Origin of the sequence: Uliginosibacterium sediminicola (assembly GCF_039631295.1) — a bacterium.
GTDB classification, from domain to species: Bacteria; Pseudomonadota; Gammaproteobacteria; order Burkholderiales; family Rhodocyclaceae; genus Viridibacterium; species Viridibacterium sediminicola.
Window position 1 is genome coordinate 100,090 of record NZ_JBDIVE010000004.1, and the last position, 16,852, is coordinate 116,941.

9 protein-coding genes are annotated in these 16,852 nt (G+C 61.5%); 1 reads left to right on the forward strand and 8 read right to left on the reverse strand.

Going from position 1 to position 16,852, the window contains the following annotated elements; translation table 11 throughout:
• Positions 1-4 precede the first annotated feature (4 nt).
• Complete coding sequence (locus ABDB84_RS09385; protein WP_345919459.1) at positions 5-1,975, forward strand: glycosyl hydrolase family 28 protein; 1,971 nt, start codon at positions 5-7, stop codon at positions 1,973-1,975.
• A gap of 99 nt (positions 1,976-2,074) precedes the next feature.
• Here ABDB84_RS09385 and ABDB84_RS09390 read toward each other — a convergent pair whose 3' ends face one another.
• From ABDB84_RS09390 to ABDB84_RS09425, 8 genes are all read right to left on the reverse strand, one after another.
• Positions 2,075-5,389, reverse strand: a complete 3,315-nt coding sequence (locus tag ABDB84_RS09390; protein WP_345919460.1) for a DEAD/DEAH box helicase — start codon at positions 5,387-5,389, stop codon at positions 2,075-2,077.
• 130 nt (positions 5,390-5,519) lie between these two features.
• A complete protein-coding gene (ribA, locus tag ABDB84_RS09395; RefSeq protein ID WP_345919461.1) occupies positions 5,520-6,158 on the reverse strand; it encodes a GTP cyclohydrolase II in 639 nt (212 codons plus the stop codon).
• Positions 6,159-6,338: 180 nt separating this feature from the next.
• On the reverse strand, positions 6,339-7,205 hold the full coding sequence (locus ABDB84_RS09400; RefSeq protein WP_345919462.1) for a GIY-YIG nuclease family protein: 867 nt from the start codon (positions 7,203-7,205) through the stop codon (positions 6,339-6,341).
• Between the two features lie 55 nt (positions 7,206-7,260).
• Complete coding sequence (locus ABDB84_RS09405; protein ID WP_345919463.1) at positions 7,261-10,422, reverse strand: type I restriction endonuclease subunit R; 3,162 nt, start codon at positions 10,420-10,422, stop codon at positions 7,261-7,263.
• On the reverse strand, positions 10,419-12,434 hold the full coding sequence (locus ABDB84_RS09410) for an RNA-binding domain-containing protein (protein ID WP_345919464.1): 2,016 nt from the start codon (positions 12,432-12,434) through the stop codon (positions 10,419-10,421). The genes ABDB84_RS09405 and ABDB84_RS09410 overlap by 4 nt, the downstream gene beginning before the upstream one ends.
• A 296-nt stretch (positions 12,435-12,730) precedes the next feature.
• Positions 12,731-13,969, reverse strand: coding sequence for a restriction endonuclease subunit S (locus ABDB84_RS09415; protein WP_345919465.1), 1,239 nt, complete (start codon positions 13,967-13,969; stop codon positions 12,731-12,733).
• Positions 13,962-15,140: a PDDEXK nuclease domain-containing protein gene (locus ABDB84_RS09420; protein ID WP_345919466.1), complete on the reverse strand. Its 1,179-nt coding sequence runs from the start codon at positions 15,138-15,140 to the stop codon at positions 13,962-13,964. The genes ABDB84_RS09415 and ABDB84_RS09420 overlap by 8 nt, the downstream gene beginning before the upstream one ends.
• A gap of 42 nt (positions 15,141-15,182) precedes the next feature.
• The gene (locus tag ABDB84_RS09425) at positions 15,183-16,817 is read right to left on the reverse strand and encodes a class I SAM-dependent DNA methyltransferase (RefSeq protein WP_345919467.1); all 1,635 of its coding nucleotides are present in this window, start codon (positions 16,815-16,817) and stop codon (positions 15,183-15,185) included.
• Positions 16,818-16,852: the final 35 nt, after the last annotated feature.

Here is a 16,852-nt window from a genome sequence, read left to right on the forward strand (position 1 = left end):
ACAAATGCCGGGAAAATTCAAGTTCGCTGCCCAATGCGGCAGCCTGTGTCTTGCGCTCAGCCTGTTGTGGGCATGCAGTGGCGGTGACAGCAGTGATAGCAGCAGTGCATCCGCGTCCGCCAGCAGTTCAAGCGCCAGCAATGTTGCGGCGCCCGTCGAACTGTCCGTGCCGACGCTGGCGTATGACGACACCAGCATCACCCTGAGCTGGAAGAAGCCCAGCGACTACAGCAATATCGCCGACTACAACGTCTATCTCAATGGAATCAAGCTTGGCAGCGCCTCCGCCAATGCCAGCCTGACGCCCGTGAAGTCCTATATCGACGCCTTCTATGCGGCCGATACCGCGAACTTCCACACCAAGGTGCACTACCTCAGCTACACCGCCACCGGCCTCAAGCCCGATACCAGCTATACCTTCACGGTACGCGCGGTCGATGCCAGCGGCAATGAATCGGCTGACAGCGTCGCCCTCACGCAGAAGACCGCCGCCAGCTACAGCAACATCGTGAACATCGCCACCGCCGGTGCGCTGGGCGACGGTAGCACGGTCAATACCACGGTGATCCAGAACGCCATCGACAGCTGCGCAGCCGCCTCCACCTCGGCCTACGGCTGCAAGGTGCTGGTGCCGGCCAATGCCGCCAGCGGCAAGGTCTTCGTCACCGGCGCGCTGTTCCTCAAGAGCAATATGACCCTGGAAATCGCCGAGGGCGCCACGCTGCGCGCATCCGCCGCCGCCAGCGATTTCCCCCTCAGCAAGGGTTACCAGCTGTACAGCTTCTTCACCAATACCACCGATGATCGCCGCCCGCCCTCGCTGCTCAACCTGCTCAGCACTGCGCACATGAACGGCAGCACCGCGCTGGCCGACCATCAGGGCTATGACGAGACGCGCGGCGTGTTCAGCAATGTGCGCATCGTCGGCAAGGGCGTGCTCGACGGCAATGGCTGGAATCGCTTGAGCGACATCACCGACGAAGCCAGCCAGGCCCTGCCGCAATACGCCGCCGGCAGCGCCAGCACCTACAACACGCTCGGCGTGCTGGCCAAGAGCCAGATGGCGGCTGCGGTGGCCGAAATGCCCAGCGGCAGCGTCAGCAATCTCTACAGCAATCGCCGCTCCAGCCTGACCACCTTCCGTGGCGTCAAGAACATCTACCTCGGTGGCCTCACGCTGCGCAATCCGGCCTATCACGGCGTGATGTTCATCGAGAGCGAGAACATCGTTTTCGCCAACACCATCAGCCAGAGCTACGACGTAAATAACGGCGACGGCGTGGAATTCGGCAATAGCGACAATGCCATGGTGTTCAACAACTTCTTCGACACCGGCGATGACGACGTCAACTTCGCCGCCGGCCAGGGCAAGGACTACGAGAACAAGCCGCCGCAACAGAACGCGCGCATCTTCAACAACTACATGCGCGAAGGCCACGGCGCGGTGGTGGCCGGCAGCCATACCGGCGCCTGGATCCAGGACATCCTGGCTGAAGACAACGTCATGTACCACACCGACAACGGCCTGCGCATGAAGAGCACGCCGGCCACCGGTGGCGGCGCACGGCGCGTGGTGTTCCGCGACAACGCGATGAAAGACATGAGCACCAATGCCTTCATCTTCACGCTTGCCTACAGCGCTGGCAGCAATGTGTTCAGCAATGCCAGCGCCAGCGCGCAGTTCCGCGACATCACCATCAAGAACGTGACGCTGGACAACATCAGCGCCGGCGGCGCGCCCATCCTCGTCGACGGCTACGCCGGCACCGACACCACGCTGGGCTATGCCGAAACCTTCCAGGAGAACATCGTCTTCGACACGGTGAAGATCAGCAACGCCAAAGTCGCAACAAGCATCAGCCGCCTGAAGAACAGCAGCTTCAAGGATGTGACGGTTACCAATAGTCCGGCGAGCTTCTGGGTGATCAGCAACTCCAGCGGCAACACCTTTAGCAACGTCAGCCCGGCGCCCTGATCAGGCGCAGGCGCTGCACGCCTCACAGCACGTGCGCAAAGGGGAAACCCTTTGCGCACGTTTTTCTTCTGCCACCCACACAGCCAAGAACCCTGAAACCTAGGTCCTGCGCCGCGCCGGTTTGTCGCCCTTGCCCGGCACATCGGGCAGTGGCGCGAAGAGCTGGGCGAGATCGTCTTCGCTGAATTTGAGGTCGCCCGGCATGTCGCCGCTGAGCACGGCGGCGGCAAGTGCCGACTTCTTTTCCTGCAGGGCGACGATGCGCTCTTCGATGCTGCCGGCCACCACCAGCTTGTAGACGAACACCGGCTTGGTCTGGCCGATGCGGTGGGCGCGGTCGGTGGCCTGGTCTTCGGCGGCGGGGTTCCACCACGGGTCGACGTGGATCACCGTGTCGGCCTGGGTCAGGTTGAGGCCGACGCCGCCGGCCTTGAGGCTGATCAGGAACAAGGGCGCTGCGCCTTCCTGGAAGCGCCGCACCACGCTCTCGCGGTTGCGCGTCTTGCCGGTGAGCATCAGGTAGGGCATCTCGGCCGCCTTGAGCGCTTCGGCGATCAAGTCGAGCATGCCGGTAAATTGCGAGAACAGCAGCACGCTGCGACCTTCTTCGACCAGCTCGGGCAGCATCTCCATGAGCAGTTCGAGCTTGGCGTGTTCCTTCACCTTCTGCGCGCTCTCAAGAGAGAGCAGGCGCGGATCGCAGCACACCTGACGCAGCTTGAGCAGGGCGTCGAGGATGACGATCTGGCTGCGCTTGAAGCCCTTGCTGGCGACTTCCTGACGCACCTTGTCGTCCATCGCGGCGCGCACGGTTTCATACAGATCGCGCTGGCCGCCTTCGATGTCCACGCTGCGCACGACGATGCTCTTGGGCGGTAGCTCGGTCGCCACCTCGTCCTTGCGCCGGCGCAGGATGAAGGGCTTGACGCGGTCGCGCAGCAGCTCGCGGCGCAGGCCGTCATTGCCCTTCTCGATCGGCGTACGCCAGCGCCGCGTGAAGTCCTGCGCATCGCCGAGGAAGCCCGGCAGCAGGAAATCGAATTGCGCCCACAGCTCGCCGAGATGGTTTTCCATCGGCGTGCCGGTCAGACACAGGCGGTGCCGCGCCTTGAGCTGGCGCACCACGCCAGCAGCCTTGCTGGCGGCGTTCTTGACGGTCTGCGCCTCGTCGAGAATCAGCAGATGGAACTCGTGCTTGAGCAGCTCGTCCGCATCGCGCCACACCAGCGGGTAGGTGGTGAGCACAATGTCATGCTTGTCGATAGCCGCAAAGTCGCGCTGCGGGCCATGCAGGGTGAGCACCGACAAAGCCGGCGCCACCCGCGCCGCCTCGCGCCGCCAGTTGAACACCAGAGAGGTCGGCAGCACCACCAGCGCCGGCTTGTCGAGCCGCTCGGCCTGCTTTTCGACCAGCAGATGGGCCAGGGTCTGCGCGGTTTTGCCAAGGCCCATATCGTCGGCGAGGATGCCGGCCAGACCACTGGCGCGCAGTGTTTGCAGCCAGGCCAGGCCTTCCAGCTGATACGGCCGCAAGGCCACGCCGAGGCCTTTGGGGGCGCGCACCGGCGCGCGCTTGGCCAGCTCGGCCAGGCGCTCGCGCGCCGCCATCACCGCCTGCAGACCGCGCTTGTCGCCGATGTCGACCAGGGCATCGAGGCGAGGCGCGTCGAGCTTGGAGACACGCAGCGTGTCCTGGCCGTCGAAGAGGTCGATGAAGGTGCGCAGCACCGGCTTGATGCGCGACACCGGGAAGCGCACGCGCTGCCCGTCTTCCAGCGCCACCTGCAGCTGTTCGCCCTCGCGCAGCTTGTCGAGCGCGCCCTTGCTGGCCAGCTGCGGATGTTCGGCGAGCAGGCCGGCGAGGATGGGCGCCAGCGCAATGCGCCGCCCTTCGAGCTCGAAGCCCATGCTCACATCCAGCCAGCCCGGTTCGCCCTCGGCCACCGCGGTGCTGAAATCGTCGATATCGATGATGTGGTGGCGGAAGCTCGTGTCGCGCTCCAGCACCCAGCCGGCAGCGCGCAGCGCCGGCGCGAGGTGGCGCATCCAGCCGGCCCAGGCCTCTTCGCTGGCGAGGGCGAACAGATTCTTCTCATCCGGCAGCGCCCAGGGCTGGAAGATGCCCATCGGCACCGCCTCGAAACCCTGCTGCGCCAGCGCTTCGAGCAGGCGCTCTTCGGCGGCGCGGTCGCGCACCAGGCGCACCGCCTCGTCGCCCAGCTGGCGGAATTCGCGCGTGTCGTCGAGCGGCACGGCGAGGCCGCCGTAGTCGAAATAGGGCTGCGCCAGATCGAGCACGCCATTGAAGATCAGCGTGTAATGACGCCAGCGCCGCGCCGTGTTGGTGGGCAGGCTGAACAGGCGCAGGCGCGCCTGCGGTTGGGCGCGGATCTCGCGCAAGCCCTCGGTGCCACGCGTATCCGGGCGCGGCAATTGCGGCATCAGCTCGCCCAGCGCCTGCGCCACCACTGCCGCATCGACCGGCCGCAGCGGCGGCGCGCTGAGCAGGCTCAGCGCCAGGCGTGGCGCGATGCCCAGATCGAGCGCGCCGCATTCGCCGCTGCGCGTGTCGACGTACCAGGGCGGTTCGGTCGGCAAAACCAGAGCATCCGGGCGGCCGGGCAGATCGGCGACCGCGTGGGTCATGCCATCCTCGCCCAGGCGCCAGGCCAGGCTTGCGCTCAGCGGCGCGCCGGCGCGCAGCGGCAGGCGACTATCTTCACCCAACACACAGCGGCCGGTGGCCAGCATGCGCGGCAGCAGGTCGCCGACCTGGCGCCCTTCCAGGCGCAGCTGCACGAAATAGCCGGCGCGCTCGCGGGTCACCCAGAGCAGTCGCAGGATCGCCAGATCCTCATCGCTGACAAAGCTCGGCGGGCTGATCAGCGCGCGCTCGATATTGCTCCACGGGTCGATGTTGTCGGGCAGGCTGCCGTCGCTGCGCAGGCGCGCCTTGTAGAGATTGACGTCGAGGCTGGGCGGCTGGGCGCCGTAACTGAGTACATAGAACAGCTGCTCGCGCTGGCGATTGACCACCGCCTTCTTGGCCGGCACATCAACCAGGCCACGCAGATCCTTGACCCAGGCCAGCACGCGCGGATCGGGCAGAACGCGGGTTTCGCTGCGCTGGCGGATCGCCTCGATCATCGTCGCCGCACAGTGCTTGCACGAGGTAACCAGCGGACAGGTGCAATGCATGCTGGCGATGATGCCGCGCCGCCCCGGATGGAACACCACGCGCACCGTGTAGGGCCGTGGCGCCGAACCCTGCACCAGGGCGCTGACTTCGTAATCGCTGACATGCAGCTGGCTCACCGCACGCGCATAGGCCGCCGCCTTGGCAAGGGTCTGCTCGTCCAGCCACTTGCGCAGATCGTCAGGGCTGAAGTGCCGGGCGGGAGCAGAGGCGTTCATGGCAAGCAGGACATCCATGCAAAGGTTTCGATTCTAGCGGACCCACCCGCCGCTGCCGCCCGCTGATTGCACGCAGACAAAGGCCCGCACGTGGCGGGCCTGGCAAGATCGGTAGCGAGCGCAGCGCAAGTCAAGGTGTCGGCGGCAAATCTTCGGCCGCGATCTGGTGGCCCATGCGCGCGCGCTTGGTTTCCATGTAATGGCGGTTCTCAGGCCGGCTCGGCACGCTGTGCGGCAAGCGCTCGACCACATTCACCCCGGCCGCAATCAGCGCCTCCGCCTTCAGCGGGTTATTGCTCATCAGGCGCAGCGCGCTCACACCCAGGCTGCGCAGGATCTCCACCGCATCATCGTAGCTGCGCGCATCGACCGGCAGATCCAGCGCCAGATTGGCATCGACCGTATCCAGCCCGCCATCCTGCAGCTCGTAAGCGTGGATCTTGTTGGCCAGACCAATGCCGCGCCCTTCCTGGCCGCGCAGATAGATCAGCACGCCGCAGCCAGCCTCGGCAATGCGCTGCATCGCCAGATCCAGCTGCTCGCCACAATCGCAGCGCCGCGAACCGAACACATCGCCGGTCAGGCACTCCGAATGCACACGCGCCAGCACCGGCCCCGCGCCGAGCTCACCACGGCACAGCACCAGATGCTCAACGCCGCTGTGCACATTGCGGAACGCCAGCGATTCAAATTCGCCATGCCGGGTCGGCAAGCGCGCCTGCGCCACCCGCACCACCCCCGCATCAGCCTGTTTAGCCCTGCTATTCATTGAAATGGATCCTACGTTTCTAATCCCGCTGCCACTACAGCGGGACAAGCTTACATGTGGTCAGTTGCGCAGAACTCAAGGCTTGGAGAAAAAAGAGGGCGGCCCGGAGACCACAGCCATGCATCTAATTTGGCCAGCTCCACTCTCGTCGCAAGAACTAGCCAGTGGGCTGGCGACATATCAGTGCGCCGCCTCGGCTTCCTGCAAGGCTTTCAGGGTCGTACCCTGCGCATCCTTCCAGGCCACACGTCCATTGGAACTGCAGCCGAGTAAAACCGACGCAGCCGTCGAAGGAGAACTGAAAACGTAGTCCTGCGTCACTACGTAATGCTCACCATTTTTCTGCAAAACGCCGTTTTCGATCAGCACCTGGCGTTCATCTAACAGTCGGCTCATGTGTTCCTGCATAGAAGGAGTCACTGTCGCAACCGCTTGCGAGCCCGCCTTCACCACAAAACCTTGAGTCGATTCATAACCTGTCGCCGTGATGCCCTTACTCCGACAAGTCAGCATCGTATGCCCCGCAACGGGCACCGCCACAGCCTGCTCGAAAGCATGCACACCCAGCACCGGCAACATGCCCAGCATGTTTTCCAGAAAAACCAGCATATCTGCACGGTCAGGCTCCGACAGGCTGGGCTCGGCCGGGTTGTTCGCATTGTCCAGCGGCACGCGCTTGGCCGCCTTGGCCAAGCGCACAAGGTTGGACTCCAGAAACTGCACATGCGCCTTGTTCAACTGCCCCGGCGCCACGAAGCACACTGCGCGATTCCAGAAATCCTTCTTCGCGTAGTGATCCTCCAGCCGTGGTCGCACTGGATCTCCCTCGCCGATGTAGAGCATTTCCCCATCGCCATCCTCACGCGGCCCGAGCAAGAGGTACACCCCTGTGTACGCCAGCTCCTCGCGCTGCTTCACGCGTGGCAAGAGCGCACGCGGAAAGATGAGTGCCTTGCCAACCCAGTTGCTGCGCTCGACCACGCGCAAGCCATCCGGATCGCCATCGGCGACGAAGATGCGCAGGGAAAATGGTTTTGAAGCGTGCATGGCATTCCGTCCTGAATTTCCGCAACCAAGATAATCAAAGTCAGCTTCTGTAGAGCTAGCTACCCGTAGCGCTCCATCCCTCAGACAATCGCTCCGCCTGCTCCAGCACCAAGCGGATCGCCTCTTCCTGCATATCTGGCGGGTACTTGTAGCGGCGTAACGTGATACGCACCAGGTTGCGCAGACGCGCGCGCACACTCTCGCGCTTCTGCCAATCGACCGAGGTGCTGTTGCGCAGTTTTTCCGTCACCTCGATCGCGATCTTCTTCAAGGCTTCGTCGCCCAGCTCGCGTACCGCGCTCTCGTTGTCGGCCAGCGCATCGTAAAAAGCGAGCTCCGCGTTGTTGAGGCCGAGCTTCTCCCCTCGCCGTGCGGCCTCGCGGAACTCTTTCGCCATCGCGATCAGCTCTTCGATGATCTGTGCACTCTCCACCGCGCGGCTGAGATAACGGTTCAGCGCGGCCTGCAGGCGCTCGCTGAACTTGCGCTCCAGCACCACGTTGGTCCGCATGTGCGACTTCACCTGGTCGTTGAGCAGCTTCTGCAGCAGCTCCACGGCGAAGTTGCGTTGCGGCAGCTGGCGCACTTCTTCGAGGAAGGCATCCGACAGGATGCCAATGTTCGGCCGCTCCAGCCCGGCAAGCTTGAAGATGTCTTCCACGCCCTCGGCCACCACCGCGTTGTCGAGGATCTGCTTGAGCACCGCGTTGCGGCTCTCCTCGCTGAGCTTGGCTTCCGATGTCGTGGCTTTGGCGATCACCGCGCGGATCGCCTGGAAGAAGGCGATCTCTTCGCGCAGCGGCAGCGCCTCGTCCAGTGTGCCGCACAGCGAGAAGGCCTTGGTGATGGCCAGCACCACATCGGCCCAGCGCTTCTTGCCTTCATCCTGCCCCAACACAAAGTTGGCAGCAGGCAGCAACAGCACGGCGGCCTGTGTGCGGTAGGCGCTGAAGTCGAAGCCATGTAGCTGGGCGCGCGCCACCTCCATCAATTCCTTGAGTTTGGCCAGTGCCTCGGCCGCGTCCAGCGTCGGCTGCCCCTTGCCCTTGCTCTCGGTGTAGGTGCGCAAGGCGCTGCGCAGCTCGGCGGCAATGCCGATGTAATCCACCACCAGGCCGCCTTCCTTGTCGCGGAACACGCGGTTCACGCGGGCGATAGCCTGCATCAGGTTGTGGTCGCGCATCGGCTTGTCGATGTACATCGTATGCAGGCAGGGCACATCGAATCCGGTGAGCCACATGTCGCGCACGATCACCAATTTGAGCGGATCAGCCGCGTCCTTGAAGCGCCGCTCCAGCAGCTTCTTGGTCTGGTTGTTGTAGATGTGTGGCTGCAGCAGCGCATCGTCTGCGGCTGAGCCCGTCATCACTACCTTGATCGCGCCCTGCGCCGGGTCGTCGCTGTGCCAGTCAGGGCGCAGCTTGACGATGGCTTTGTACAGCCGCGCGCAGATCTCGCGGCTCATCGCCACGACCATGCCCTTGCCCGCCACCGCCTCGTTGCGCGCCTCGAAGTGCTGCACGATGTCGGCCGCCACCTGGTCGATGCGCGGTTGTGCGCCGACCAGTTTTTCCAGCGCGGCCCAGCGCGTCTTCTCGGCCTCTTTCAGCGCCGCGTCTTCCTCGTCTTCGAAGACTTCTTCCACCTCGGCGTTGAGCTGTTCCATCTCCGCCTGGTTGAGGTTCAGGCGGGCCAGGCGGCTCTCGTAGAAAATCGGCACCGTCGCGCCATCGTCCACCGCATCCTGGATGTCGTAGATGCTGACGTAGTCGCCAAACACCTGGCGCGTGTCGTTGTCCGTACCCTCGATGGGCGTACCCGTGAAGCCAACGAAGGTGGCGTTCTTCAGCGCATCACGCAGATGCTTGGCAAAGCCGTACTTGTAGCGGCCGGTCTTCTTGTCCAGCACCGCACGGAAACCGTACTGCGAGCGGTGCGCCTCATCGGCGATCACCACGATGTTGTTGCGGTCGGAGAGCAAGGGAAATTTCTCTTCGCCCGCATCCGGCGTGAACTTCTGCACCGTGGTGAAGATGATGCCGCCCGAGGGCCGGCCGGCCAGCAGGGTACGCAGCTCCTCGCGATTCCCCGCTTGCTGCGGCAACTCACGCAACAGGCTGCGCGCACCGACGAAGGTTTCGAACAACTGCCCGTCCAGATCATTACGATCCGTCACCACCACCAGCGTGGGGTTGTGCATCTCTTTCTGCTGCATCAGCTTGGCCGCGAAGCACAGCATCGAGATGCTCTTGCCCGAGCCCTGCGTGTGCCACACGATGCCACCCATGCGCGAGCCCGGCTTCACCTTGTCGGCATAGGTCGCCCACTGCTCCTGCACCATGTTGGCAGGCGGCTGGGTGGCGGCAATCACGGCCGCACGCACCGCTGCGCGCACCGCATGAAACTGGTGATAGGCCGCAACTTTCTTGACGATCTGCCCGTCGGCCATCTCGAACAGTACGAAGTAGCGCAGGTAATCGAGCAGCAATTCGGGCGCGAAGAAGCCGCGCACCACCTTCTCCAGCTCGAACTCCAGCAGTGGCCGGTCGTTCTCGTTCTTCACCGTGCGCCAGGGCAGGAAGCGCTCGAAGTTCGCCGTCAGCGAACCCACGCGCGCCTGCAGCCCATCCGAGATCACCAAGGCCTCGTTGAATACGAAGAGATCGGCAATCTCCTCCTTGTAAGTCCGCAACTGGTTGAATGCATCCTTGATACCCACCTGCTCGGCGGCGAGATTCTTCAGCTCGATCACCGCGATGGGCAGACCGTTGATGAAGCACACCAGATCCGGCCGCCTCGGCCGCACACCTTTCTGGCTTTGGCCCTGGATCGTGAACTGATTCACCACCAGAAAGTGGTTACGTTCCGGGTTCTCGAAGTCGATCAAAACCGCACGGTCGCCGCGCCGCTCACCCTCGATTTCCACCTCGACCTGCACGCCGCTCACCAGCGCCTCGTGGAAGGCGCGATTGCTCTGGATCAGCGAAGGATGCTCTGGCTTGGCGAGTTGATGCGCCACCTCGTCGAGTACCGAGGCCGGCAACTGCGGATTGAGCCGCACCAGCGCCTCGCGCAGCTCGCCCTGCAAGAGCACCTGGCGGTAGTCGCTACGCTCAGGCGTATCGCTATCCGGCGCGATGTCCGGCCCGGCGCGATAGTCCCAACCGGTGTCCTGAAACCAGGTGAGGGCGAGCTGTTCGAGGTCGTTTTCGGTCATGATCTCTCCGCCACATCCTTGTTGGCCGTATAGGCTTGCCTGGGGTCATTAGGCTTGCTCGGAAAAGCTCTCCGCAAGCGTTTGGCTGCGACCAGCGGGTTCAGCACATCCTTGCGCAAATAGTCTTCAGAACGCCCGAGCAACCGGGCAAGCACACTCAGCGTCAAATAGCTCTCGTCGCACAGCTCCAGTACGGTCTGCTCGATCAGCTCGCGAGAGCACTTGCCCTGGCTGGATACATCGTGAGCAGTCGCCAGAAGCTCTGTGCGGTAAACCTCATCAAGGCTATCAAGACCATCAACAACAGGCCGATCCAGCTCCGGAACCTCCCGACCAAACGGTCCGGACCTCCGCCCCAAACCCCCGGAGCTCTCGATCAAACCCCCGGAGCTCTCGATCAAACCCCCGGAGCTCCTGGGTAAAGCTCCGGAGGTTTCAGAATCGAGTGCTGCAGCGTTTGCCATAACGAAGCTTTCGGCTTCACCAAACACCTGTTCCGGCGTAGGCAACTGTTCGCCCGGCAGGTGATACACCGTCCCTCGCGAGCGGCCATCCGACACCAGAAATCCATCACGCACCAGATGCTGCAAAGAAAGCGTCAAATCGTGAGGATGCAGGCCGCTGATCTCCGCAACCCGTGCATGACTTACCACACGTTCGATAGCCGCTGTCGCCACAATCAGACGCTCAGCCTCATTCAAAGCATTGAAACCGATACCGAATTGCGCCCGCAATTTTGTGATCGCCGCCTCCGGCAGCAAATCCACCATGCGCAATTCCAGCAAGGTCTGCTCAGGCTCATCCTTCACATACAAAGCCGGGGGCCGCCAATGCGCGCTGGTCCAACCGCTGTAGATCCGGGGGATACCCGATCCCATTCGCTCGCCCAAACCAATCATCAGAAACATCTGGTGGATCAAACGGTTGCGACAATCGCTCTCACCGCCACGCAGGGCCTGCTCCAGCGATACCCGCATACCGCCGGGATTCCTGAAACCAAACATATCCGGTCGCTTCACCACCAGCACCGAAACCCGCCCACTGTAATCAGCATGTACCAGCGTGTTGACCAATGCCTCCCGCAAGGCCACGTGCACCGCGGTATCTTCCTGGCGCTGAGCATCCTTCAACTCGAACGGTACTTTGAGATCAGCAGAAAGCTTGCGATACACCCGGCGGAAAAAATCGAACACATTGCCGGACCAGCTCCCATCCGGCACCAGGCGATCCACCCAGCGCTTCTCCGTGCGCGCTTCCGGCCGCTCCTGATAATCCAGAAAATAATGCGGCAGTGCGTCCTGCAAAGCCGACCAGCGCCCAAACATCAATAACCCGGCCAGGGTCAAGCCGCTTTCCCCGGTCTGCCGATCCCTTCGCCAGCCTTTCAAGGCATGCAGAAACTCAAAGTCTTCCAGCTCCAGAAATGGATGCCCTGGCTTTTCATCACGCAGCATCTGGCGGTAGATGCGCAGGCTTTCCGGATCAATGTCATCCATGCCAAAACCAGTCAGGATGCGGTTATCCCGTTCATCCTCGATCTGCTCCGCCAGCATGCGCTTCACGCTTTCATCGTCACAGCGACGATCTCCCTCGTGCAAGCGGCGATAGGTGTTGCCATTGAAAGGATTGCCCTGCAGATAAACCGGCTTCTGCTTGCGAGACGCACTGGGAACATTCACCAGAATCACCGTCTTGCCCTCCAGCACCAGACGGCTGACATCACGATCCGTCAGCAAATTGAGGCTGACTTTTTGAGGATTATTCAGGGTATTGAAAAGATCACCGACAACACGCTCGGCCTCTTCGATCCCTTCGACGACAAAACGGTGATCCCGGGTCTCACGCAGACCCAGCACGATCACGCCGCCATGCGTATTGGCAAAAGCGCTGTAACTGGGCCAGAAATCCTTGGGAATCCGCCCCTTGCCATCCTGACCGGCAGCCAGCTTGCACTCGATTTCAAGTGACTCGGACAGCAGCTCAAGGTCTTCCAGAGAAGTGATCTGAAGCATGGTTTCTACGCTCCACCGCAATGCAGAACTGATTCGGCTTCCGGCACCCGTATCGAACACGTACTTGAATCAGCATGGGCATTCCAAGCGTTTTCCTGGGCGCGGCTAAGGGCGAGGTGTTCGAGGTCGTTTTCGGTCATTGCGCGTCGGCCGAGGATTTGCGTCTAAATGAGAAAAGTTTTTCTATTCATGCAGATAAGACACTACTGGCGACAAAAGCATGACCGCGCCTAAATATGCGTCAAACCCAGAACGGTACATAGCAGAACTAGCGCTTTGAAGCTGTTTAAGATCTTTCATGCTGCCACCATTTCCTGAATGGACAATTCACCGGACAGCAGTTTAGGCAGAAGAGAATCCCTAATCTCCGCAAGAATCGCCACCTGTTCCAAGTTCGCGCGTTGCTGCTTCAGGAACATAGCTGCGATGGGTTCAAAGGCATCCACGACAAGCTGAGGTGGCACGAGCACACGTACGGCATGGGCATGGTTCCTGTTGAGAGTGGGAACAGCCGAACCCGCATTCAAGCCCTTGTAATCCAGTCCCTGAAGCGCATGAAACGCGTAAGCGGGCTTTGCTCGCTTGAACTCTTTGACCCATAGCGACGTGTTTAATGGCCAATAGTCTTCGTGAACGTAGAAGACCTTTCCCAACACACCACTACGCCCTGTCGTCACACCTGGGCCGCGCACCATAAAGGCATGATGCGTTCCACTGGGGCCGCTGGCCGCCAGTATGGGATAGTCTCCGGGCGTTCGCTCTGGCGCAGGCAGATCGAATCCACGTTGCAGAACGAGCAGTTTTTCCAGAGGACCACATTCCCAGCATTTCGGAATCTCCCCAAGTTCCGAGTCCTCGAAACTATCGGGGAACAGGGCGAGAAGTTCGGGCGTGAGGCCAAGGCGCTGGCAGATGGATTCGGCGGGTTCGCCGCTGGCCTTGGCGCGGACGGGATCGAAGTCGACGAACCAGGACTGGAAGATCGCCCGCGCCATGGCTTCCAGCGTTTCGTTCATGCGGCGGTTTGCATCGATCTTTGCACTAATGGTGTAGTACATGTCACCGATGATTTTCTGAACTGCTGGGTTCGGTACTGGAATACCTAATTTGTCGAAGTCGCCTTTTTTGAAGTGTGGAATCAGTGTCCCTACATGCATATTGCCAATGGCCTGTTGGACTTGGTAGGAACGTAAGGCCGCGAACAGATACTTTGGATAGATCTTGTTCGAGTCAGGTCGCACTGCAACCATATCTTGGGCAATGCAGAAATCGACTGGATCAGGCGCCATACATACTCGGCCGGGAGACCCTTTGGTAACAAATATCAAATCGCCAGGTTCAGGGTGACCTCTAAACCACGTGTCGTAAGTCTCTTGTGAAACGTATCTGGCCTTTTCATAGGTCGGGTAGAGTGAATCGTTGTTGATGCAATTGGTAGCAATCAACGGAATTCCTTGTTCGCTGGTCGGACAACTTCTTCCTCGATTGTCGACAATGCCCGATAGTAGTTCGGTGAAGGGCTTTAACTCACTCATCCCCGCCCCCTACATCCCCACTCAACTCTGCCTCAATCTGCTCAATTGTCGGCAGGCTGCCTTCCAGTTCCTGCGGTAGCGCTCGGGTGAGCTGGGTTTCCCATTCGGCGACGCTGATGGGCTGGGTGCTGCCAGCGAGGGCGTATTCGACCAGCACGCGGTTCTTCTCGCGCACGAGTAGCAGGCCCAGGGTGGGTTTGTCGTCGGGGTGGGCGAGCAGGCGGTCAACGGCGGTCATGTACATGCCGAGCTGGGCGCCATCGCCGGGCGTGAACTTGCGTGCCTTGAGTTCGATGACGACGTAGCGGCGCAGCTTGAGGTGGTAGAAGAGCAGGTCGAGGTAGAAGTCGTCGTCGCCAATTTCGAGGTGCACCTGGCGGCCGACGAAGGCGAAACCCTGGCCGAGTTCGAGCAGGAATTTCTGGATGTGCTCGATGAGGCCTTGTTCGAGCTGTTGCTCGCGGCGCGGGGCGTCGGTGCCGAGAAAGTCGAACAGGTAAGGGTCTTTGAAAACCTGGGCGGCCATGTCGGATTCGGGCGGCGGCAGGGTGGCGGCGAAGTTGTGCTGGGCCTTGCCCTGGCGCTGGTGGCTACGACCTTCAATCTGCACAGCAAGAACGTTACGTGACCAGCCATGCTCAACGGTCTTGGCGGCGTACCAAAGACGGTCTTCAGCCGAGCTTAGTTTTTCCAGCAGGGTGAGGTTGTGGTACCAAGTCACTTGTGCAAGCGACGCTTGCACAACTTGCCGATCCGGCCAGGCGGCGGCAAAGGCGCGCATGTACTTGAGGTTGCGCGGCGAGAAGCCCTTCATGTCGGGGAAGGCATCGCGCAGGTCGGCGGCCAGCCGGTCGATGACCTTGCTGCCGTAGCCTTGCTCGGCCTGCTTGTGCAGAATGCGCTGGCCGATGTCCCAGTAGAGCTGGATCATCACACTGTTGCTGGCCAACACCAGGCGCAGGCGTTCGCCGTGGATGCGCTGCTTGATCTCGGCAAACCATGCGGCGTAGTCGGCGGGCATCTCGCCTGCCGGAGCGGCCACCGGGAACATGGTGCTGCGATCCACGCGGCCGAGTTGCCGGCGCTCGTCGGCCCTTGCGTCTTCGGTCGCCACCCTTGCTGTCGGCGCCTTGGCGGCCTTGCGGGCGGGTGCTTTCTTTGGCGCGATCATGGTCTGACGCCCGTGCAGCGCACCGTTGCACAAGTAAGAGCCTCAGAGCGCATAACCCAGCCCGGCGAGGTTTTTGCGGATTTCGGCTTCGAGACGGGCGCTCTCCTTGAACTGCTCGCCTAAGGCGGCGGTGAGGCGAGCCATCTTGTCTTCGAAGGCTTCGGCGTCCACTTCCTGCGCGGCGGCGCCGACGTAGCGGCCCGGGGTGAGGACGTAGTCGCTCTTGCGAATATCGTCGAGCTTGGCGGCCTTGCAGAAGCCGGCTTCGTCGGCATAGCCCTCGCCACGTTGCCAGGCGTGGAAGGTGGCGGCGATTTTCGCGATGTCCTCAATCTTGAAGTCGCGCAGCACGCGGTCTTTCATGTAGCCGAGATTGCGCGCGTCAATGAACAGTACTTCGCCCTTGCGATTGCGGCTGGCCTTGCGCTGGGCCTTGCTGCGGGTGAGGAACCAGATGCAAGCGGGAATCTGGGTGTTGGTGAACAGCTGGCCGGGGAGTGCCACCATGCATTCAACAAGGTCGGCTTCAACGATGGTTTTGCGGATCTCGCCTTCGTTGTTGGTGTTGCTGCTCATCGAGCCGTTGGCAAGCAGCAGGGCCATGCTGCCGTGCGGCGCGAGGTGGTGGATCATGTGCTGCATCCACGCGAAGTTGGCGTTGCCATCGGGCGGCGTGCCGTACTTCCAGCGCGGGTCGTCGTCCTTCACGCCTTCTTTCCAGGCCTTCATGTTGAAGGGCGGATTGGCCATGATGAAGTCGGCACGCAGGTCGAGGTGCTGGGGCTTGGTGTAGGTGCTGGCGGGCTCTTTGCCGAAATCGAAATCCAGCCCACGAATGGCCATGTTCATCGAGGCCAGGCGCCAGGTGGTGGGGTTGGCCTCTTGCCCATAGATGCTGATCTGGCCGATCTTGCCGCCGTGCTCGACGACAAAACGTTCACTCTGCACGAAGAAGCCACCCGAGCCGCAGCAGGGGTCATACACGCGCCCCTCGTAGGGCTCGAGCATTTCGACGATGAGGCTGACGATGCTCTTCGGTGTGTAGAACTCGCCACCACGCTTGCCGGCAGCTATCGAGAATTCACCAAGGAAGTATTCGTAGATGTGGCCAAGGATGTCTTTGGCTTTGAGCGAGTCGTGGTTGAACGGGATCTTGGAGAATTCGTCGATCAGGCCCGGCAGGGATTCGTCGACGCGCCAGCGCGCGTAGCTCTTGTCGAGCACGTTCTTGAGTTTGGGGTTTTCCTTTTCAACGGCTTCGAGTGCGTCGTCCAGCAGTCTGCCAATGCCTTTGAATTTGTACTCGTAGGTCTTGCCGTTCTTCACTTCAAGAACGGTATCGATGGCGACCTTGGCGTTGTCCTTAAGGAAGTCCCAACGCGCCAGAGCAGGCACCCAGAAGACATTTTTTTCGGTGTAGTAATCGCGTGCTTCGAGTTCTTGCTCGATCAGCTCGCCTGCGTCGTCGCCAAGGTAGTAGTCGTTAGCAGGCTCCGTGAATGCGGCTTCCAGCTCGGTGCGGCGTTCCTTGAAAGCGTCGGAGATGTACTTGAGAAAGACCAGCCCGAGTACGACATGCATGTACTCGCTGGGATTGACCGAGCCGCGTAGGCGGTCAGCTGCTGACCAGAGTTGCTTGTCGAGATTGTTCAGGAAACTTTGTTCTTCGTTATTCATGTTTGCTTTTACAAGGTGCGCATGGCATCTGGATA

Coding starts and splice junctions, on each gene's coding strand:
- ABDB84_RS09425 (WP_345919467.1), bottom strand. CDS start 16,817: ATGAATAACGAAGAACAAAGTTTCCTGAACAATCTCGACAAGCAACTC.
- ABDB84_RS09385 (WP_345919459.1), top strand. CDS start 5: ATGCCGGGAAAATTCAAGTTCGCTGCCCAATGCGGCAGCCTGTGTCTT.
- ribA (WP_345919461.1), bottom strand. CDS start 6,158: ATGAATAGCAGGGCTAAACAGGCTGATGCGGGGGTGGTGCGGGTGGCG.
- ABDB84_RS09400 (WP_345919462.1), bottom strand. CDS start 7,205: ATGCACGCTTCAAAACCATTTTCCCTGCGCATCTTCGTCGCCGATGGC.
- ABDB84_RS09420 (WP_345919466.1), bottom strand. CDS start 15,140: ATGATCGCGCCAAAGAAAGCACCCGCCCGCAAGGCCGCCAAGGCGCCG.
- ABDB84_RS09390 (WP_345919460.1), bottom strand. CDS start 5,389: ATGAACGCCTCTGCTCCCGCCCGGCACTTCAGCCCTGACGATCTGCGC.
- ABDB84_RS09405 (WP_345919463.1), bottom strand. CDS start 10,422: ATGACCGAAAACGACCTCGAACAGCTCGCCCTCACCTGGTTTCAGGAC.
- ABDB84_RS09415 (WP_345919465.1), bottom strand. CDS start 13,969: ATGAGTGAGTTAAAGCCCTTCACCGAACTACTATCGGGCATTGTCGAC.
- ABDB84_RS09410 (WP_345919464.1), bottom strand. CDS start 12,434: ATGCTTCAGATCACTTCTCTGGAAGACCTTGAGCTGCTGTCCGAGTCA.